The sequence below is a fragment of the Secundilactobacillus muriivasis genome (genome assembly GCF_054785195.1).
The window spans coordinates 1-20,965 of sequence record NZ_BAABMI010000041.1; the positions used below are offsets into that span (position 1 = coordinate 1).

General features: G+C 47.5%; 18 protein-coding genes. 3 read left to right on the forward strand and 15 right to left on the reverse strand.

All coding sequences use genetic code 11. The annotated features are described in order from the left end of the window. Nucleotides 1–483 precede the first annotated feature (483 nt). Nucleotides 484–1,740 (reverse strand): tyrosine--tRNA ligase, encoded by a 1,257-nt coding sequence (tyrS, locus tag ACYVR3_RS10865; RefSeq protein ID WP_461244259.1) that lies wholly within the window; start codon nucleotides 1,738–1,740, stop codon nucleotides 484–486. Nucleotides 1,741–2,123: 383 nt separating this feature from the next. Between tyrS and ACYVR3_RS10870 the strand changes: the two genes are divergently transcribed. Next, nucleotides 2,124–2,858 (forward strand): YdcF family protein, encoded by a 735-nt coding sequence (locus tag ACYVR3_RS10870; protein WP_461244260.1) that lies wholly within the window; start codon nucleotides 2,124–2,126, stop codon nucleotides 2,856–2,858. A 151-nt stretch (nucleotides 2,859–3,009) separates the two neighbouring features. Continuing rightward, nucleotides 3,010–3,909, forward strand: coding sequence for a phosphogluconate dehydrogenase (NAD(+)-dependent, decarboxylating) (gene gnd / locus ACYVR3_RS10875; RefSeq protein ID WP_057152061.1), 900 nt, complete (start codon nucleotides 3,010–3,012; stop codon nucleotides 3,907–3,909). 905 nt (nucleotides 3,910–4,814) lie between these two features. On the opposite strand, the gene ACYVR3_RS10880 is transcribed toward gnd, so the two are convergent. The 12 genes from ACYVR3_RS10880 to rpiA all read right to left on the reverse strand — a co-directional run bounded on the left by ACYVR3_RS10880 (nucleotide 4,815) and on the right by rpiA (nucleotide 18,983). Further along, a complete protein-coding gene (locus ACYVR3_RS10880) occupies nucleotides 4,815–5,582 on the reverse strand; it encodes a DUF1129 domain-containing protein (RefSeq protein WP_461244261.1) in 768 nt (255 codons plus the stop codon). A 433-nt stretch (nucleotides 5,583–6,015) separates the two neighbouring features. After that, nucleotides 6,016–7,116, reverse strand: a complete 1,101-nt coding sequence (gene ychF, locus ACYVR3_RS10885) for a redox-regulated ATPase YchF (protein WP_057152062.1) — start codon at nucleotides 7,114–7,116, stop codon at nucleotides 6,016–6,018. 24 nt (nucleotides 7,117–7,140) lie between these two features. Continuing rightward, entirely contained in the window at nucleotides 7,141–7,332 is a 192-nt protein-coding gene (locus tag ACYVR3_RS10890) for a DUF951 domain-containing protein (RefSeq protein ID WP_461244262.1), read from the reverse strand. A gap of 14 nt (nucleotides 7,333–7,346) precedes the next feature. Then, nucleotides 7,347–8,228 (reverse strand): ParB/RepB/Spo0J family partition protein, encoded by an 882-nt coding sequence (locus ACYVR3_RS10895; protein WP_054737108.1) that lies wholly within the window; start codon nucleotides 8,226–8,228, stop codon nucleotides 7,347–7,349. Further along, nucleotides 8,209–8,985, reverse strand: coding sequence for a ParA family protein (locus tag ACYVR3_RS10900; protein WP_461244263.1), 777 nt, complete (start codon nucleotides 8,983–8,985; stop codon nucleotides 8,209–8,211). The genes ACYVR3_RS10895 and ACYVR3_RS10900 overlap by 20 nt, the downstream gene beginning before the upstream one ends. A 14-nt stretch (nucleotides 8,986–8,999) precedes the next feature. Next, nucleotides 9,000–9,836, reverse strand: a complete 837-nt coding sequence (noc, locus tag ACYVR3_RS10905; protein ID WP_461244264.1) for a nucleoid occlusion protein — start codon at nucleotides 9,834–9,836, stop codon at nucleotides 9,000–9,002. A gap of 45 nt (nucleotides 9,837–9,881) precedes the next feature. Next, complete coding sequence (gene rsmG / locus ACYVR3_RS10910) at nucleotides 9,882–10,613, reverse strand: 16S rRNA (guanine(527)-N(7))-methyltransferase RsmG (protein ID WP_461244265.1); 732 nt, start codon at nucleotides 10,611–10,613, stop codon at nucleotides 9,882–9,884. A gap of 1,147 nt (nucleotides 10,614–11,760) precedes the next feature. Then, entirely contained in the window at nucleotides 11,761–12,672 is a 912-nt protein-coding gene (gene rihC, locus ACYVR3_RS10915) for a ribonucleoside hydrolase RihC (protein WP_057152064.1), read from the reverse strand. Nucleotides 12,673–12,739: 67 nt separating this feature from the next. Next, a complete protein-coding gene (locus tag ACYVR3_RS10920; protein WP_057152065.1) occupies nucleotides 12,740–14,050 on the reverse strand; it encodes an NCS2 family permease in 1,311 nt (436 codons plus the stop codon). A gap of 450 nt (nucleotides 14,051–14,500) precedes the next feature. After that, a complete protein-coding gene (locus ACYVR3_RS10925; RefSeq protein ID WP_461244271.1) occupies nucleotides 14,501–15,757 on the reverse strand; it encodes a NupC/NupG family nucleoside CNT transporter in 1,257 nt (418 codons plus the stop codon). 38 nt (nucleotides 15,758–15,795) lie between these two features. Beyond that, nucleotides 15,796–16,599 carry an alkaline phosphatase family protein gene (locus ACYVR3_RS10930; protein ID WP_461244266.1) on the reverse strand — a complete coding sequence of 268 codons (804 nt, stop codon included), beginning with the start codon at nucleotides 16,597–16,599 and terminating at the stop codon, nucleotides 15,796–15,798. Nucleotides 16,600–18,299: 1,700 nt separating this feature from the next. Continuing rightward, nucleotides 18,300–18,983 (reverse strand): ribose-5-phosphate isomerase RpiA, encoded by a 684-nt coding sequence (gene rpiA, locus ACYVR3_RS10935; RefSeq protein ID WP_461244267.1) that lies wholly within the window; start codon nucleotides 18,981–18,983, stop codon nucleotides 18,300–18,302. A 432-nt stretch (nucleotides 18,984–19,415) separates the two neighbouring features. Between rpiA and ACYVR3_RS10940 the strand changes: the two genes are divergently transcribed. Beyond that, nucleotides 19,416–19,871 carry a hypothetical protein gene (locus tag ACYVR3_RS10940; RefSeq protein ID WP_461244268.1) on the forward strand — a complete coding sequence of 152 codons (456 nt, stop codon included), beginning with the start codon at nucleotides 19,416–19,418 and terminating at the stop codon, nucleotides 19,869–19,871. 235 nt (nucleotides 19,872–20,106) lie between these two features. On the opposite strand, the gene ACYVR3_RS10945 is transcribed toward ACYVR3_RS10940, so the two are convergent. Together ACYVR3_RS10945 and ACYVR3_RS10950 are read right to left on the reverse strand one after the other, a co-directional pair. Beyond that, entirely contained in the window at nucleotides 20,107–20,346 is a 240-nt protein-coding gene (locus tag ACYVR3_RS10945; protein ID WP_461244269.1) for a hypothetical protein, read from the reverse strand. Between the two features lie 199 nt (nucleotides 20,347–20,545). Continuing rightward, nucleotides 20,546–20,965: LPXTG cell wall anchor domain-containing protein (locus ACYVR3_RS10950; protein WP_461244270.1), on the reverse strand; the 420-nt coding region annotated here is incomplete at its 5' end.

Sequence of the window (20,965 nt, forward strand, 5' to 3'; positions counted from 1 at the left end):
TTTGATATCACCGAAGTGATATACCCTGCACATTTGTGAAACAAAACTTTGTTCAGTTTTCAAAGGTCTACCAAGCTAATTCTTTTTGAATCAGCTCTTAAATTGTATCTAATTTCGTTTAAGTTGTCAACCAGAACTTTTTGAAATCAACATTTCAAGCAAGATCGTTATCGGATGAAGCAACTTTACTAATATATCATCTCAAACAATTGATGTCAACCTCTGAATATTTAAATTCTTAATTGGTCCACATCGCCTTTGCTGCTCGCGATAACAGAAATAACTATACCAAGATTAACGACTAAGGTCAACACTTTTTCACATTTTTTTCGTGATTCATTTTTAGTTTGAGATAATCGCTAACTTTTCAATCGCATTTACCAGCCATTCATTTTTCATTAGCCACTTTCACGCAATCAAAAAAGCAGCCTTGCCACCTCTGTAAGGTTGCAAAGACTGCTTCGTACTTCTATATAGTAGTGATTACTTCACCCGTGCCAAGAAGTAACGCTTCTTGCCACGACGAACGATTACGAATTTACCATCAAAGTGGTTGCTTGGATTGATTTCGGCTTCGACATCCGTTACCTTTTCACCGTTGATCCGGATAGCCCCGTTGTTGACGTCTTCGCGTGCTTGACGACGTGATGGTTCGATTGCCGTAACGTCAACCAACCATTCAACGATGTTACGCTTCTCCGCTGTGATGTCTACTGAAGGCATGTTCTTAAAGCCTTGTTCGATTTCGCTAACAGATAATTCCGCTACGTCACCTGAGAATAAGGCCTTAGAAATATTTTCGGCTTCGGTAACGGCTTCGTCACCATGAACGAACGCGGTAACTTCTTGGGCCAAGCGACGTTGGGCTTCCCGCTTTTCTGGGTGCGTTTCAACTTGCTTCGCTAAATCGTTGATTTCATCTTCCGTTAAGAAGGTAAAGTACTTCAGGTATTTGACAACATCGCGGTCATCTTGGTTCAACCAGAATTGGTAGAACTCGTATGGCGTCGTCTTTTCAGCATCTAACCAAACTGCACCACCAGCGGTCTTCCCAAACTTCGTGCCATCCGCCTTCAGCATCAATGGAATGGTCAAGCCGTAAGCCTTCGCCTCGTTACCTTCGATTTTGTGGATCAAATCGATACCAGCTGTGATATTGCCCCATTGGTCAGCACCACCAACTTGCAATTGAACGTCTTCTTTTTGGAACAAGTGCAAGAAGTCAACCGATTGCAAGATTTGGTACGTAAATTCAGTGAAGGAAATCCCGACTTCCAAACGTGAGGCAACGACTTCCTTGGCTAACATGTTGTTCACGTTAAAGAGCTTCCCGTAATCACGCAAGAAGTCTAATAGGGAGATTTTTGACAACCAGTCATAGTTGTTCACAATCTTAAAACTACCATCTTGGCCAAATAAGCGTTCCATTTGAGCTGTAATAGCGGCTTCGTTATGGTGAACTTGTTCCATTGATTGAAGTACCCGTTCTGACTTCTTACCACTTGGATCACCAATCGAACCAGTCCCACCACCAATAATGATGTATGGGCGGTGACCAGCTAACTGGAACCGTTTCAAGATCATAAAGGGAATTAAGTGACCAATATGCATTGAATCACCGGTTGGGTCGATACCGACATACAAGCCAACAGCCTTTTCCTTCACGAGTTCGGTCAGTCCTGCTTCATCAGTTTGTTGATTAATGGCACCCCGCCATTTAAGTTCGTCTAAAATTGTCACGATGTAACCTCCTTATATAGTAAAAAAAGTCCCGACTAGGTTAGACCTAATCGGGACGAAATAAATTCCGCGTTACCACCCAAGTTATCCGCTACTATTCAGCGAATCGCTCGACATTGATATCGGAATGACCCGTCGAAAAGCTCGAAACGCTCCACACCGTAATTCGAATCAAGGACGTCTGGCTCGCAGCTCCCGCCAGATTTCTTCATCGTTGCCTCTGCTTCTACTAAAATGCTTCCTTGCTGTGCTTAATGATACAAATGAATTCGGCAAAAGTCAATACAAGGTATAATAGAAGAAAACGACTTCGAGGCGTTCAGATGCCACTTCTTATTTGCGTTATTTTAAATGTACTCACTGCTTACGGGTGCCGACCATTAGTGTGGCAATCACCTCAGCAAGCATTTTGGCGACCACTCACCTTGCTACTGTTGGGACTAGACGCGTTCTTCGCTGCCCCGCTTCTATTATTCCCGCATCAATTCATCGCTTGGCTAGTCGCGCTAACAAGCGGTCTTTTCCTATTAGGTATTACCAACTACGCACTGTTTACCCGTTGGCTCATATTGCGCCAGCCGATACCATCACGAGCGGACTACCTGATTGTCTTAGGCGCGCAGGTCACGTCAACTGGACCTTCACCAGTGCTGATGCGCCGTTTAAATACCGCCTTTGACTACTACCACCAACAACCATTTCCACCAAAATTAATTCTCAGCGGTGGTCAGGGGGCCGGTGAGCCTACCTCAGAAGCGACTACTATGGCAGGCGTCGCCCTATCACACCATATTCCACAACACCAGTTACTATTAGAGGATCAGTCAACCTCAACGCAGGAAAACTTCAGTCACAGCGCCCAACTCATCAAAACCACCTGGCAAGGGCCGCACACCCCCACCGTGGTCGTTGCCACAAGTGACTACCACCTCCTCCGTAGCCGTTACTGGGCCTACCGTGCAGACTTACAAGTAACGGTTATCGGAGCCCCCACAACCATCACGTCCCTCTTCCATGCCATGACGCGAGAATTATTAGCGTTGACTTGGCAACTTAAATTTTTTTGTTTTGGTATTTGGTCTAGCGCACTCCTAATCACGTGGTTCTTGATAGGTTAGGCTTTGGTACCGGTTTCATTCACAAAGTCATTTACACAAATGTAAATGGATATGTAAATAATTTACATTTGGGCTTGCGAATCCCAGCAATATCGAATATAATAAGTTCGTTGATAACCGACAGACAAAAACGAAACGAGGAGTTTTTCTAATGAAATTAGGTTTAATCGGATTAGGAAAAATGGGGATTAACTTAGCCCAAAACATGATTCGTAACAACAATGAAGTCGTTGGCTTCGATTTGGATACGAAGTTAGTTGACGAAGCAGCTACTTACGGTGCCGCTAAAGCTACTAGCCTTGAAGACATGGTTAGCCAATTACCATCACCAAAGATCGTTTGGGTAATGGTTCCAGCCGGCAAGCCAACTGATGCTACTATCGATCAATTAGCAGAATTGCTTAACGAAAACGATATCTTGATCGACGGTGGGAACACTTTCTGGAAAGACTCCCTTCGTCACAACCGTCTCTTAGGCGAAAAGGGTATCCACTACTTTGACTGCGGTTCTTCAGGCGGTTGGCGTGGTGCCTTGAACGGTGGTAACTTCATGATCGGTGGCGATGACGCTGCTTCATTCGAAACGATCCGTCCATTATTTGATGGTATCTCATTACCAGACGGTTACCTTTACACTGGTAAGGCCGGTTCAGGTCACTACTTGAAGATGGTCCACAACGGTATCGAATACGGGATGATGGCTGCCATGGGTGAAGGTTTTGAAGTGCTTGATGCTTCTGACTTTGACTATGACTACGAAGCCGTTGCTAAGGTTTGGAACCACGGTTCAGTTATCCGTAGCTGGCTGATGGAATTGATTCAAGACGCCTTCAGCAAGGACGCTCACTTGGATGCCATCAAGGGTCGTATGCACTCTAACGGTGAAGGCCAATGGACTGTTGAAGACGCCATGGCTCATGGTGTTCCAACCCCAGTTATCGCTGACGCTGTTATGACGCGTTTCCGTTCATTACAAGACGATACCTTTAACGGTAAAGTTGTTTCTGCCCTCCGGAACGAATTCGGTGGCCACGCAATGGACAAGAACTAAATTTAACTTTAACTTTTCTGAAGCATCGAAGCCGTTTGGTTTCGGTGCTTTTTTGTTGCTGTCGTTTGTGTCTAGCGTAAGCATGTTTAGTTTGTGAAATTCAGTGATTCTGGTTTTGCATAGTGGAAGGATGCCTCGGGAGGCTCCGGCGCTATGCGAGGCTGGAACGCAGTGGCGGGCCTACGAGCTAGGAATGGGCAAAAACCGCCCATGCCGGATCTCTCCGGACCCGCGTATGACTAAGGCACTCGTACCCCGAACCCCACGAGGCACGACTGCCCAAGTCATACCGACACTGCTGAGCCTCGCGCGCCTCCGCCTCCCGCTACGTTGTGCGCTGTCGGTAACAGAACCGCCGACTGTCACATTCTGAAGTTGACGAAAGTACGGATAACAACGTTAGACGGTAACTCAACACTGTGAAAACAATTGTGGTTAATGTTCAGTAACTACAATGAATTAACGATTGCGCAATACTAAATTCTTGCGTTTGTCGAATCAACGTCAGTCGTTGCAATACTGTCGTAAACCGAACAGTTAAGTGCTTGAGATGACCTGCAATAGTTAACGAATTGCGCAATATGAGATTCCGGTCAGCGGCTAGGTGGATGCTGTGTCGCGATAATTGGTGGTTGTTGACGAACTTTCAACAACCGCCAATTATCGGGGACGAATTGAAGACTCGCACGTTTTTTGGCGAGGCTTCGATTCGAGGTCTGAGACCGCCCTTCGGCTCAGGCCGGCCCCATAGCAGGAACCTAGCCGCTGACCGGAATCGTAAGTCCACGCAAATCACAGCAATTCACAAACTGAACAGAAGAATGCTTACGCTAGACACAAACGACAGTAAAAAAGCGGGATACCGTCCATAGACGATATCCCGCTTTCAGTATTTATAATTCTAATTACCGACGCCGGCGCGAGTTGCCAGAGCTGAAGAAGCCCTGTTGCAAGTCCCATCTGCGACGAACGTAGAATGAACCTAACCCGGCTAAGGCACCGAGAATCAGTTGTGGCCATGCGGTCAGAACTGGGTTCAAGTAGAATGGCAGGTAAGCCATAGCGTAGAACAACAGTAACCAAGCGATAACGAAGACGATCACCATTGGGATTCGTGCCCAAAGTGAGTACTTGTGATCCCGCTTTGGATCAAACAACCGTGGTACCAGCGGCAACGCTAACCCGGCAATGACAGCTGAGAAGATAATTGAAATGATCCCAACTGGTTGACTGTTCTTTTGCGTGCTTGGCGATAAGAGGTACATAATGCCAAACATGATACTGAAGATAGCGAAGAAGGTTAAGCCGTTGTACAACGCACTTGGCCAATATGGATCATCCGCCCCTTCAGGCCGCTTTGGCCCTTCAACGAGTTCCTTGACCCGGACGTTAACGTCCCCACCGTAGAGGTTCTTCGCCGTTTTACCGGTCTTTTGACCTTCCTTCAGTGCTTCAATCGTTTCAGTAATAATTTCAGACTTCTTGTCAACAGGCAACTTAGTCCCCTGCAAAGCCTGGTTGAACCGGAACATGTAGTCCGAGTTCCGTTTCGTTAAACCAATGTTATCAAATGCCGCCCGCTCGTTCTTAGCGGTGGTGTTGTGTCCCTGGCGCGCGCCCGCGTTACGGTTACGTTGCTGGGCATTCGCGTTGCGTTTTTCGTTGTCGCTCAAGTTGTGATCCTCCCCTGGTTAGTTACTGTGCTGAAGGTTAGCGCCTGGTTGGCGGGTGTGGGTCCTTCAGGTGGTGCTGTTTTGGTGTTGGTTTTTGTTAATTGTTAGCGTAGTAAAGCTGGAATGGTGCCGTTACGTCACCGAATGCTGGTGGTACAGCAGCGTTTCCTGTTAGGTCGTCGTTTCTCTCTTGAGAGATACCGGCGACGCTCTCTTCTACTACGTTTGTTTCGGCTCTGTTGGTTGCTTGGATGATCAGCTTATCAGCTTCTTTAGTGAAGCCTACCAACTAAACCACTTTCTGGCCACCGCGCCGAAACGTGTGAAAAAAAGCAGGGCGCTGCATGTAAGGAGACCCCAGGTAAAGGCCGAAACCCAGGCCTTTACCTGGGGTCTCCTTACACTCCGCTCCCTAAGCGCTTTTTTTCACACTCTAAACATTAAACCTAAACTCCACAATATCCCCATCATTCATGACATAATCCTTACCTTCAACCCGCAAACGGCCGGCTTCCTTGACTGCCGTTTCTGTTTCGTACTTGTCTAAGTCGTCAAAGGCCATGACTTCGGCACGGATGAAGCCACGTTCGAAGTCTGAGTGAATGATACCGGCTGCTTGTGGGGCCTTGGTGCCTTCACGGAAGGTCCACGCTCTTGTTTCCTTACCACCAGCCGTGAAGAAGGTTTGGAGGCCTAACAGCTTGTATGAGGCGCGAATCAGACGGTTCAAGCCTGGTTCTTCGACGCCTTCTGCTTCCAAGAAGTCCGCTTTTTCGTCATCGTCCAATTGGGCGATTTCTTCTTCGGCTTCGGCAGCTACGGCAATCGCTTCGGCGCCTTCCTTAGCAGCGTAATCTTCAATTAACTTGAAGTATTTAGATGCTTCCGGGTCCGCCATGTCATCTTCAGCAATGTTGGCCACGTAGAGTACTGGCTTGCTGGTCAGTAGGAATAAGCCCTTCACGATTGGTTGTTCGTCTTCGTCAAACGTCATCGTCCGGACACCTTGGCCGGCTTCAAGGACTGGCTTGATCTTTTCGAGAACGGCTAATTCGGCCTTAGCTTCCTTGTCACTCCCCTTAGCAGCGCGTTGAACCTTTGCCAAACGCTTATCAACGGCTTCCAAGTCAGCCATGCCTAATTCCAAGTTAATGGTTTCGATATCGTCGATTGGGTCGATCTTACCAGAAACGTGGGTAATGTTGTCGTCATCAAACGCCCGAACAACGTGCACAATGGCGTCCACTTGGCGAATGTTTTCCAAGAATTTGTTTCCTAAACCTTCACCCTTGCTGGCACCCTTAACGATTCCGGCAATGTCGGTAAATTCAAAGGTCGTTGGGACCACTTTCTTGGCTGGAATCAATTCTTGAATCCGGGCCAAACGATCATCTGGGACTTCCACCATACCGACGTTTGGGTCGATCGTTGCAAACGGGTAGTTCGCCATTTCGGCGCCCGCTTTTGTGATTGCGTTAAATAAAGTTGACTTACCGACGTTTGGTAAGCCGACGATTCCTGCTGTTAATGACATCGTTTATCTCTCTTTCGTTTTGGTTTAATCTGTTTGGGCCTTTTTCTCAAGGACCTTTTTGAGCTTCTTTTCAAATTCACGCCGGCTGAGCATCACAATGTGACCGCAACCAGTGCATTTGATCTTAATATCGGCACCCATCCGTACGATTTCCCAACGGTTAACGCCGCACGGATGTTGCTTCTTCATTTCAACAATATCGCCAAGATCGTACATACGAACACCTCGTTTTAGTCTAAATGCACATCCAAGATTTCCAAAATTCGGCTCAAATCGTCATCAGATAAGTACTCGATTTCGATTTTCCCCTGACCGGCTTCTTTGGATTCACTAATTGAAACCTGCGTGCCAAACTTCTCCTGCAAGACGTTTTCGCCAGCTCGGAGGTAGGGTGACTTTTGCTTTGGCCGTTTCTTAGGTTGCTCTGCGGCTTGGCCGTTCATCTTATTCACAACGCTTTCCAGCGCCCGAACCGTCATCTTACCGTCCGCTGCCCGATTAGCTAAGCTAACCATCTGACTCCGGTCCTTTAGTGACAACAACGTCCGCGCTTGCCCCATGGACAGGCGTTTCTTTTGTAACAGATCCTTCACTTGCTTTGGCAGACCTAATAGCCGTAAATAGTTGGCGATGTATGGCCGACTCTTACCTAAACGTGAGGAGACTTCCGCTTGCGTTAGCTTCAAGTTGCTCATCAGCATCTCGTAGGCTTCGGCTTCTTCCAACGGGGTCAAATCTTCACGCTGCAAGTTTTCCATCACGGCAATTTCCATCATTTGGGATTCGGTTACCTCCCGAATGATAGCAGGAATTGAATCATTGTCCACTAATTTGGACGCCCGGTAACGCCGTTCACCAGCTAAAATCTCGTAACGCGAGACTTCAGGATCGGGTTGACGGACGATAATCGGTTGGAATACGCCGGATTTTTTAATTGACCGTGCAAGATCTTGCAACGCATCTTCATCGAATTTTTGGCGGGGTTGGTACGGGTTAGGGCTAATTTGATCTAGCTTAAGATCAACCACCGTTTCCGCTTCCGGGTCCACGCTGTTATCCGCAAACAACGCTTCGATGCCGCGCCCTAATCCTTTATTGTTCTTGTTTGCCATGAGCAGCTGCCACTTCCTTTGCAAGTTCCGTGTAGACGATCGCACCAGTTGATTTTGCATCGTAGTCCATAATTGGCATCCCGTGACTCGGCGCTTCGGATAAGCGAACGTTTCGAGGGATGATGGTTTGATAGACCTTATCTTTAAAGTACTTCTGAACTTCTTCGTTAACCTGACGCCCTAAGTTAGTCCGGGCATCGTACATCGTTAAGAGGACCCCTTCGATCTTCAAATCGGGGTTAAAATGCTTGCGAACCAGCTGAATGGTATTGAGCAGTTGGCTCAGCCCTTCCAACGCATAGTATTCACTTTGGACCGGAATTAGAATTGAATTGCTGGCGGTAAAGGCGTTGATCGTGAGTAACCCTAACGAAGGTGGGCAGTCGATCAAAATGAAGTCGTACTGATCTTCAATCGCTTTTAACGCGCCCATTAACCGAGTCTCTCGGGCAATTTGCGCCGTTAACTCGATTTCCGCACCAGACAACTGAATCGTTGCTGGCGCAATGTCTAACCCCTGATGTTCAGTATGTAAAATCACATCAGCAATTGGGTCTTCGTTGACTAAAACGTCGTAAATATCCTTGTTGATGACGGACTTGGCAATTCCCACGCCACTGGTGGCGTTACCCTGTGCGTCAATATCAACGAGTAATACCCGACTACCAAGGTTGGCTAGCCCGGCACCCAGATTGACAGCAGTGGTGGTTTTGCCCACGCCGCCCTTCTGGTTTGCAAGTGCGATAATATCTGCCATTGGTTCTCACTCCCCTATGCTTTTTTGATGATATCAATGATGATGCGGTAACTATCCGCACCGTCCTCTTCTTGGGTCTTAATATCTAACCCAGCTTCATTAACGAGCTTAACGGATTCCTTGATCGTATTAACGGCCACCCGGGTATCCGCCGAAACGGACCGAACCGTTGATTGAGACGGTTTCTTGTCGGTCTTAGCCTTCAAACGTTGAATCAGGCGTTCCGTATCCTTAACCGTTAAATGATCCGCCTTGATTCGGGCTAAGAGCTTCGCCTGTTGCAATGGCGTCACTGCTAACAGCGCCCGACCATGACGTTCACTGATCTCACGGTTTAACATCGCGGTTTGCACTGGTTCACTCAACTTCAATAACCGCAATTTGTTGGCAATGAACGATTGGCTCTTGCCAACTTCCTTGGCCAATTTAGACTGCGTTAACTGATTGAGCTTCATGAGTGCTTGGTAAGCCTGCGCTTCTTCAACGGGGGATAGTTCCTCACGCTGCAAGTTTTCAATCAATGCTAGTGAGGCCGTTTCATCATCCGACATTTCTTGAATGATTGCTGAAACTTCCCGCCACTTTAGGGATTTAACCGCCCGAAAGCGCCGTTCACCCGCAATGATCTCGTACTTTTTAGGCTCATACTCCCGCAAAACGATGGGTTGTAACAGGCCGTGCGCCGCAATTGTTTGCGCCAGTTCTTCAATGCCCCGTTCGCTAAAGACTTGACGGGGTTGAAACCGGTTCGGCACAATGGCCGCAACGGGTACCATGACCACGTTTTGCTTGATTGATTCGCCATGATCTTTATTGGCTTTATCTTTATTACCAAATAATGAGAACACCATCACGTCCTCCTTTCACAACTTAGCGTCCACTTGAAACGCCATCGCTTATTCCCCACCGAGGGGTTCTTTGTTTGGCGTACCAGCTTTTCGTGGATACCGCTTAGGGGTTGACTTGAGTTTATCGATCACCACGATATGCCGACCATCACCAGATTCAGGTAACGTAAAGGCTTGATCCGATACCAGCTTACCGCCAAGTAACGTTAACGCCTTTTCTGCATTGCCCAATTCCGTTTCAGTTTGCGCCGCCTTCATGGCCACGAATTGCCCACCCACTTTAACCAAAGGTAAGCACAGTTCGCTCAACACGCTCATCCGCGCAACGGCCCGGGCCGTCACTAAATCATAGCTTTCCCGATGTTCAGAGCGTTTGCCACCGAACTCTTCAGCCCGCGCATGGTAAACAGATACCCCAGTTAAGCCCAGCGTATCGATCAACGTCTGTAAGAATGTGATTCGTTTGTTGAGTGAATCCACAATGGTGATCTTCAACTGCGGAAAGGCAATCTTCAATGGAATGGAAGGAAAGCCAGCGCCGGCCCCAACATCACACAAACGAAGCGGTTCACTAGTCAACTGTGGCACGTAAAACGCTGGCGTAAGTGAATCGTAGAAGTGTTTTAAATAAACCTCGCCACGCTCAGTGATCGTCGTCAGATTCAGATGCTTATTCGTTTCAACCAGCAATTCATAGTACTGGTCAAACTGATCCATCTGCGTCTGCGTCAACGTGATTCCCTGAGCGGCCAAAGCAGCTTGAAATTGTGTCTCGTTCATGAAGTTTTCTCCTATAATTTCTCTGTGAAACACGTGTTCCACGTTCTTTTCTACTTTACCTTAAATTGAAGTTAGACGCAATAGCATAACCCTTTCGTTTGTGTCTAGCGTAAGTGTGCTACTGTTCAGTTTGTGAAGTACGGTGATTTGCGTAAACTGTCGATTCCGGTATCCGGCTAGGTTCCTGCTGTGGGGCCGGTCTGAGCCAAAGAGCGGTCTCAGACCTCGAATTGAAGCCTCGCCAAAAATCGTGCGAGTCTTCAATTCGTCCCCGATAATTGGTGGTTGTTGGAAGTTCGTCAACAACCACCAATTATCGCGACACAGCATCCACCTAGCCGGATACCTCCATCTCACAATGTGCACACAGGCACTGTTGTAGACCATCTCAAGTACTTAACTGGACAACTTGCAGCGGCAACACAATAACCTAACGTTGATTCGACAAACGCAGAATTAAATAATAGCTACCGTTTCATAATCGTGCTGAATATGGCATCGATACCTGCTTAACGCCAACGTAACGATGTTAAGTCCACGCAAACATGACGCACGACTGGCAGATTTAACATTGCACAATCGTTGATTCGTTGTGGTTACTGAATATTGACCACTATCGTTTCTTGCGGTTGTTGAGTTGTCATCAAGCGTTGCGGTTGTCCAGTTTCGTCAACTTCAGATTGTTGCAGTCAGCAGTTGGGTTCCCGACAACGCACCATGTAGCGGGAGGCGGAGGCGCGCGAGGCTCAGCAGTGTCGGTATGACTTGGGCAGTCGTGCCTCGTGGGGTTCGAGGTGCGAGTGCCCTAGTCATACGCGGGTCCGGAGAGATCCGGCATGGGCGCTTTTTGCCCATTCCTAGCTCGTAGGCCCGCCACTGCGTTCCAGCCTCGCATAGCGCCGGAGCCTCCCGCGGCATCCTCCCACTATAGAAAGCCAGAATCATTTCACAAACTAAACATGTGCAGTCATCAAAACTTGTCAGCAATCGCGCTTTCCGGCAGCCACGCCGAATGGCGCTGCGCGAGGCAGAAGCTTACACACCACCTTCTAACCGCCTCGCTCCGCGCACTACAAAAAACCACTCAGCCCCTTACAACTGAGTGGTTCATTCATATCGTTTAGCTAAATCACTTACTAATTAACGTTTACTTAATCGCAGTAACTTCTTCCAAGAACCACTTGTTGAAGGCTGCTGAATCAATGTCGACACAGACGTCGGCGTTGGTCTTGCCATCGTGGTAAGCACCACGGATATCGCCGACCGTTTCGCCAATGGCTGGGCCATCGGTTTGAACATCGATCCACATTGCCTTGGTGGTAATGGCTTCTGGGTGTAACAGGTAGAAGATGGTGTTCACATCGTGCATCGCGATCCCGGCATCCGAGTTGTCACCATCGTTAATGATGATGTCATGGAGCATCTTACCGGTTTCGTTCAACGTTGGCAGCTTTTCGATACTATCATGAGTCAATAAGGCCTTCATGGTAATATCCAAGCCAACCATCACGATTGGCACCCCTGCATTGTAAACGATTTGAGCAGCGTGTGGGTCGGTGAAGACGTTGAATTCCGCTGCGGAAGTCATGTTCCCCATGCCCAGTGAACCGCCCATAGCAACGATACGTTCAATGTTGTCCTTTACTTCTGGATATTCAGAGAACAGCAGTGCAATGTTGGTGTAAGAACCGGTTGGCACCAAGGTGATCTTTTCGTCACTCGCCAAAATCGCATCGCGAAGTGCTTCTACCGCTGACTTGTTGATTGGTTTTGGCAAGTCAGTTGGGAAATCATAACCCGGCATCCCGGATTCACCGTGGATCCGTGCAGCATCTTCAAAATGCTTGATCAGTGGTAACTTCGCTCCACTGGCAACTGGAATGTCGGCGTTAAAGAACCGAACCAGCTTCAGTGCGTTGATCGTGGTTTTGTCGACAGTCACGTTCCCCGCCACCGTCGTAATCAGTTGTAAGTCAATCTCAGGATCGTTGATGGCCATGGTAATAGCGGCTGCGTCGTCGATACCTGGGTCAGTGTCCATAATTACTTTAATTGTCATTGAAAATCCCTCCGTTAGTTAATTGTTGCCAATTGCATTTAGATTGGAAATTTCTCAACAAGGTATTTTAAATAATCGTACTCAATACCAAGTCAATTAAGAACAAACCACCCAGCAGGTACATGGCTGGGCTGACACGTTCGCTTTCGCCTGCGACCAACCGTAAAACGGGGTAACAAACGAACCCGAAAGCTAATCCCGTGGAGATACTGTTGGTGAGCGGGATCAACACAATGATTAAAAATGCTGGGAACCACGCGGCAAAATCGGTCATATCGATGTTGCCGATGCTTTCCATCATGATGGCGCCGGTGATGATAATGACCGGTGCGATGGCCGCTTGTGGCACGTAGGCCAATAGCGGTACGAAGAACAGTGATAGGCTGAACAGCACCCCTGCCGTAATGGCAGTAACGCCGGTCCGTCCGCCGGATTCGATACCCGACGCACTTTCAGCAGCGGCCACGGTCGGGCTGGTCCCAAGGAACCCTGAGAACAGCGCGGTAACCGCACTGGCCTTAAAGGCCCCTTTGAACTGCCGCCGATCGGGTAACACACCCTGTAAAAGGCCCATCGATTCAAATACCAGAATCATCGTCATCGAAAACGCAGCGAGGATGAATGGCACTGAGAGGATATCCTGAAAACTCGCATGGGCCAGCAATTGATGATAATCACCTAGCCGTGACAAGCTCACGGAAACGCTCTGTGAATCCCGAATTCCCAATAGCACCCCAATGACACTCGTCACTACGATACCAATCAGGAACCCGCCGGTCACGTGACGGAGATACAGGCCCACGCTTAGCAATAAGCCAAACAGGGCCAGTAAGGTTGCTGGTGACGCTAGGTTACCGAGTTCGATCAGCGCGGATTTACCACGGACAATCAAGCCCGCTTTCTCCAAGCCAATTTCAACTAAGAATAACCCAATCCCAGCGGTGATCCCATTTTTCAACGATCCCGGAATCGCCCGGGCAAACACGTTGCTTAAGTGGGTGAAGGCGACGATCATGTAAATGATGCTGGCGACAATTGAAATCGCCAACGCCGTCTGCCAGCTCAGCCCCATCGTTGAACAAATCGTGTAGGTGAAGAAAGCGTTGACCCCCATCCCCGGCGTCAGCACGATCGGCGCGTTGGCGAAGAAGCCCATGATCAGGCAACCCACCACCGAACTAAAAATCGTTGCAAACACACTTAGATCCGTTGGAATCCCCGCGTCCTTTAAGATCACCGGGTTCACGATGATGATATATGAAATCGCAAAGAAACTAGTTAGTCCCGCGATCATTTCGCGCTTTAACAGCGACTTGTCTTGCCAAACCTGTTTCAATGACAGGAGTGGTGTTGTTTCCTTTTGATGCAGTTGTTCCATGTAATACTTCCCTATCCTTTTGTCTTACGACACAGACTGATCGGGCATTGCAACTTTCCGGTCTCATCCGGGAAGCTGGGTTTCAGCGGGGGAGGTTGGTGAGTGGTGCCCAGCGCGGCTAATGGCGTATCTGATTTTAAAGATATGCTATTTAACTGCGTTTTTTGGCTACCGTGACTAAACGTGTTCCGAGAGGCAGAGACTTGCACCTAAGGTCCTTCCACCACAATCCCCAAAGTTCGGGGATTCTGACGGAAGGACCTTAGGCTCCAGTCTCTAACCGTCTCTCTCCACACTCTCCCGTTTCGACACCCACCACTTAATCTCTTCTTGGCCGTTTATGCCTTTGAAGACAAAAACAGCCCTAACCGAAAGAAGCTATCCTCGATTTGGGCTGTTCGTGGCATTAATTCTTGTTACCTTATTTAATTCGTTTGCCAGTGTGGCTGTTTACCAAACAAACAGACCAACGATCCCGGCAGACATGAGTGATACTAAGATCCCACTTAACAGCATGTAGCCAACGTTCTTTGAGATCAACTCGTTAGACTTCTTATCGGCCAAGCCCTTGAAGGCCCCGATAATCATCCCGGTCGTACTGAAGTTAGCAAATGACGTTAAGAAGACCGTCAGGATTGCTTGGTAGTGCGCACCGTATTTGGCAACATCGTGAATCGTTGGGGCAATCTTACCCATAACAACGAATTCGTTGGTAACCAACTTGGTACCCATATATTGCGCAAATTGGAAGGCGTGGCTGACATCGAGCCCCATCAACCAAGCAAATGGGAACATGATGATCCCTAAGATGTGTTCAAGTGACAACCATGGGTTAATTAAGCCCAAGAGTTGGTCGATCAAGGCAGCTAAGGCCACGAAGGCGATAACGTTGGCTGCGATGATCAAGATCAACCGGCCGGCACCTAAGATTGAATCACCCAAGAATGAGAAGAATGGTTCTTTAGAACCATCTTCTTCAACATCGCTTTGTTCAGCAGCAGAAGACCCACCAACTTTGGCGATAATGTCTTCTTCTGGTTCGATGCTAACTGGGTTCAAAATGTTAGTAATAATAATGGCATTTAAAATGTTCAATGGAATTGCGGTCAAAACGTAGTTCCCAGGAACCATTTGGGTATATGCCCCAATGATTGACGCCGTGATACATGACATTGACATCATGGCCAACGTCAGGTTCCGTTCAGCACGCATGGTTTGGATCTGCAAACGTGAAACGGCTAAGGCTTCCGTGTTCCCAAGGAACATCATTTCAACTGAGAAGAATGATTCGAACTTTGGTTGGCCAGTGATCTTAGACAACCCACGGCCGATCCACTTGATGATCCATGGCAAAACGCCAATGTAAGTTAAAATATCAAACATTGGTACGACCAACAGAATTGGTAGTAAGGAACTCGTCACGAAGTTCATTGACTTCGCAGTCCCACCGAAGTCTGGGGTAACCCAGTTTGGTAAGGCGAACACGATCCCTTGATAAGCCACTTGAACTAACCAGTTAAACCCATCGGCTGCAGCTTGCACTGCTTCACGACCCCAAGAGAAACTGGTCAGGACCCAAGCAATAACTAAGTTAAGCACTAAAACAATTGCGGTTGACTTCCAGTTGATTGCTTTCTTTTTCTTGGAGAATAAGAACGCGATCCCTAAGTAAACCAAAACCCCAATAATGTTGACGATCAGATACATCGACATTAAACTAAACCCTCTTTCTAGTATTTGGCGAGTCAATCACCCGTCGTTAAGCCTAGTTCGCTTAAAAACGCGTGGCCAGCTTGCGACTGTACACCGAGAAAGTTTTTTTCAACCGTTGCGGCAACGTCGGCCAAAGTGCGCCGAATACCAAGTGCGATGCCCGTTGGTCGTTTGCGTGAAAATGAAAATAATGGCACGTACTCACGCGTCAAACGACCAGTCTCCGGATCAATTGCCTGCGTTGCCGTTACAATCAGTAACGTATCCGCTGGCAATTGTTGACTAAGCGTCCCTAAGCGCGCATCAATGGTCATCAACCAGTTGGCGTAGGCTTCCGACTGCTGCGCTGCAGCTAACCGAAGGCCATCGACTAATCGAATCACCGTTAATCCTTGCTGGTGGTTGGTTGCTTGTGCCAAAGCCGCTTCGTCATCAGCAATCTGCTGAATCGGTTGCGCCATTCCCGCAATTGCGGTGGCACTCACAACGTTAACCGCTATACTTGCGTGCATTAAGCGGTCAAATACCGCTGTTGCATCGCCCTGCCAAAGTTCTGCCCACCCGGTCGTCGCGGTCCAATCAGCGGTGCTGACGTGAACGCGGCCATAAAACCCGGTCGGCTCAGCAACAGTTGGGACCCCAGGAACGGGATTCGCATCCCGAAGGTTTCCAAGTCCCCACTGCGCCAGTGTTGGCAAGTTAAAGTTCGTCAATTGCATCGCGGCACGCTTAAGCGTATCTGCCCCAATCGAATCATAGCGATTCGCTTCGGGTGCTTCGCCAATACCAAGCGCCCCTAAGTCAACGACCACAACGTGTTGAAAAAAACTGTCCATGCAATGTTGCTCCTACCCACTCATTTTTGAGCCCCTAAACTCACGAGGAAAGCTCGCACTAATTCTACATTGTTTCCTAGCCCGTCACAACCAACTTTGCTTGGTAAAATTTCGGTTAACCGCTTTAAACTTGTCGTAATCAAGTCTAGTTTGTGAAACAATCTGATGCTAGTCGCCTTCTAACAAGGTTTCCATAACGGAAAAAAGGATCCACCAATTGTTTCGCCAATCAGTAAATCCTTTTACAAATCCAAAGAAATGCCCATATTTCTTCGGAGTGCCCCTGCCAAGGAAGTCCATTATAGCATATATCAAATTAGTTTAAATGGGTGATTACAATCGTCGACCAAACTCAGCCGACTAAAAAGACTCAAAGCTAAATGATATGGCACATTCAACCTTGAGCCCTATGATGCTTTGGAAGAGACGTGGTTACAAAACCAATTTACCCGCTTCGTAAACATTAAATTAATTATCTATCGCCTCATATACTTATTTCTAGCCAACTGCCGCAATTATCTTCATTCATCTAAATGTCATTTCAATTGCCGTTAAGCCAGATGGTAAACACTGCGGAACTTATCTGAATCTCATTACGCCGGTTCCTTATACTCCAAAGATTGTTCAACAATCATCGCATAAGCTCAACCTCGGTAACATTCGAACCCTTTATAACCCCTAAGTGATATCGCTACATCTAAGATATTCGCACGTTTTATGCAGAAACGCTAAGCATGTGTCGCTATTCAATTAGTGGTGTTACTCAAGCCTTAGGTGGCTAGCGTTCGTTAGAAATCCATTAATTCTGTGAACTGTCAAAACTCAAACATTGGGATCAAACTAGTTGTCTCGTTTGTTACCAATTCAGCCACTTCGATCTACAAAACGGGATCAAATCAACTTCATAATCGGTGTAACTCTACAAATGGAAACGTCCTGGTTTGTTAACCCTTATCTCTTCCACGGTTATATAGTAACACGGATTGTAACCGGTTACAACAGATTTGATTGAACTTTTTGTTAAAATTTGAGCAATTGGTTTTCGTAACCAACTAACCAGTCTTAAGCCTTGATACATCAGCATTCCTAACCTATCCCGGCTTAGACTTAACTCACCAAAAAAGCGTCCGGCATTCAGGTGTCAGGCGCTTATATGGTGTGGGCTTGAGTGACGACCGGTTGTCTGTTTGGAGGAAGGCTCGGTTCACTTATTAACTGCGCAATTCCGGCAGATAATCGTTTCACACCGGCTTTGTTCTAGCACATATATCATCGTTAATCAAGGAACTTGCTTACTGTCGTTTGTGTCCAGCGTAAGTGTGCGGAGCGAGACGGGTTGAGAGCAGTGTGTAAGGCGAGTCCGGTGAAGGCGCCCGGGCCTGGCGGGTTTACCGGACTCGCCTTACATGCAGCTCTCAGTCTCGCGCAGCACGACTCGACGAAGTCAGAAGCCTATCTGGCCATTCGGCGTGGTGGCCAGAAAGCGCGCGGTTGACAAGTTTCTATAACTTCAGGAACCCTGGAAATAACAGTTTAAGCGGCGCCGAATTTTGTAGCCTGAACGAGCGCTTTTCAATGCGGCTTTGGCGAGCGAAGCGACGACAAACAGCCAACACCCCAATCGCACCCAACCCTTACGCTGGATCCAAACGTAAATAAAAAGATCCGAACAACAACGTGCTCGAATCTCATCACATTACCTATTTAGTTTTAACAACTGCACCATCCTGCGTCCCAACAACGACTGTTTGGGTCATGTCTAAGAACAGGCCGTGTTCAACGACACCGGTCATGTTGCTGAGTTGATCAGCTAAGTCGTATGGCGCTTGAATCCGGTCTAAGTGTAAGTCAACGATCAAGTTACCCTCATCCGTCTTGTAGTTCTCACCATCAGCGGTTTGACGAACCGTTGGCTTGTAACCCAAGTCAGACAGACGCTTAACTAGTTGGTGGTGCCCATAGGCCAGCACTTCAACTGGTAGTGGGAACTTACCAAGTTGGTCAACCAACTTGCTTTCGTCAACGATCCAGGCACATTGCTTCGAGTTAACGGCAACGAGTTTTTCCCAAGTTTGGGCACCGCCACCACCTTTGATCCCGTTTAATTGGGGATCAATTTCGTCGGCACCATCGATCGTAATGTCGATTTGATCAACTTCGTCTAACGACTTAATTGTCATGCCTAGCTTGCTGCCGTAATCAGCAGTCCGCTTCGATGTTGGCACCCCCGTGAAGTGAACCCCTTCGTTCTTCATCCGTTCACCAAGTGCGTCCAATAAGTAACGCACCGTGGTGCCGGTTCCCAAACCAACGATCATGCCATCGTCAACGAGTTCAGCTGCGCGGTAGCCAGCGATTTTCTTGAGTTCATCTTGTGTCTTCATCAAAATCCTCCCAGGATTAGTAAAACGTTTTTGTAAACTACTTTTCCACTCTAATCTTATTCGTTTCCGGTGCGCTGGTCAAGATGTAACCGTCACCACTTTTAGGAAGTTTTTTGACGTAAACAACCGGTTTTTTCCTTAAATTCTAATCAACGAAATTTAGTGGAAACTAGTTTAATCGCCACGATAATCGATGACCTCACACCCCTTCTATATCATTAGTGAGATTGCGTTTTCGTTACAGTTTCAATAATTGGCTCGAAAAAGCACCAATTTTCTCATCAAATTAGCCTCATCTTCATAATTTCATCACAGTTTTCCCGATAAAGTTCATACTTTCTTCACGGTTTAGCCGTATTTTTTGAACATTTACCTGACATAATATAATTGTCAGCTTTGTGAACATTACATTACTTTAAAGGAGGTGGCCATGTGTCGACCCATTCGACCAAACGACGAATCATTGTAACGATTATTGTCAGTTGTCTCGTGCTGATTTTCGGTGCCTCGCTCTTAACACGGGAAGTGAGTCTGCAATCGCCTAGTCTCCTACCGCGTGGCAAAGCGCTGATGAACAGTCATGTCAGAGTTCATTTTGTGACTGATAGTGGCCACCGGTTAAAGACCTACTACTGGTCGACCAGCCACACCACTGGACGCGGTACGGACGTCACCGACATCTTCAATAGCGACATCATCGAAGAAGACAGTGGCATCAACGACCACATTCCATTAGACTACAGCTTTGATCAAACCGATTTGAAAAACATCCGAACGTTAAAATCCGTCAAGCTTGGCGACACCATTTCATTAACCGTCAACAAACTTCCTCAGCGCGACCGTCTCAAGGGATTTCCCCGGTTTATTAAGTGGTTAGTTAACGGCTGATTACTGAATTCCTGCTGTTACTTACTATTATTCTGTGCCTATACATGGTATGATATTAGAGGTAATCAATGCACCAATGGTTACGCCTTGTGATGGCCGATTGCGATCACAAGCCACCTTGCCGTTGCTTCGAGACGGCTCACCAACTGAGTTCTCCAAACATTGAACCAAATGATCCTCACCAACCCGCTTGCATGATTGGTGAGGATCATTTTTTTGTGTCGTTTTAGATGACCTAATAGAACCGACGGCGTGCCCAACTGGCAACGCCACCCGCAAAAATCAATCCTGTTAATCCCAACACCGTATCGCGTTTTTCTCGTGGATCTTCAGTGTGCCAGAAGCGCAGTGGTTGATCCTGATCAGCAACCTGCATTTTTGCCAGTTGACCGTTAGCCGCTGCTTGTCCTATCTGCGGTTGACTGGTCAAGCCGATGCCAAGCGCCAGCATTCCGATGACGATTATCCTTACCATTTCTGCGCACTCCCCTCTTAACCTCAATGACGTTTCATTACCGCCATCGTACGCGCGAAATGTCGAGATAGCGTATCGATGATGTAAAGGTTTAGCATCGTTTTGGTAAAGGTTTCGTATCGATCACAAAAAATAGCGAATTCTCACTTGAAGAATTCGCTACACTACGTTGCTTTAAAGATCAATTTTTAAGTCACCTTCAATGTTTCTTTTTCTTGTGCCAAATACCTAAACTCCCTAACAGACTTAGCAATGCCACACCAATCATCGTCATTACGCCAGTTGTTTGTTCCGTAGTTTGTGGTAGTGCCGCCGCTGCTTTTACTTTAGTTGCCTTTGGCGCGACTTGAGAATGTGCCAAGTCTACCGTTGCTGTTGTATCATCTTGATGACGTTGTGCTGCAACTAATTCTGGTTGTGTTTGTAATGTTGCTGAAGAAGGTTTATGCGCAATTGGTGCTGTCGGTTCTAAAACCACAGTATCTTCATCCTCAGCATCTGCAATAATTGGCAATTCTGGTAATGCTTCTTCATCTGGTGTATGTGCTTCTTCTGTCTCAGTTTCCAGGTCTGGGTCTGGGTCTGGGTCTGGGTCTGGGTCTGGGTCTGGGTCTGGGTC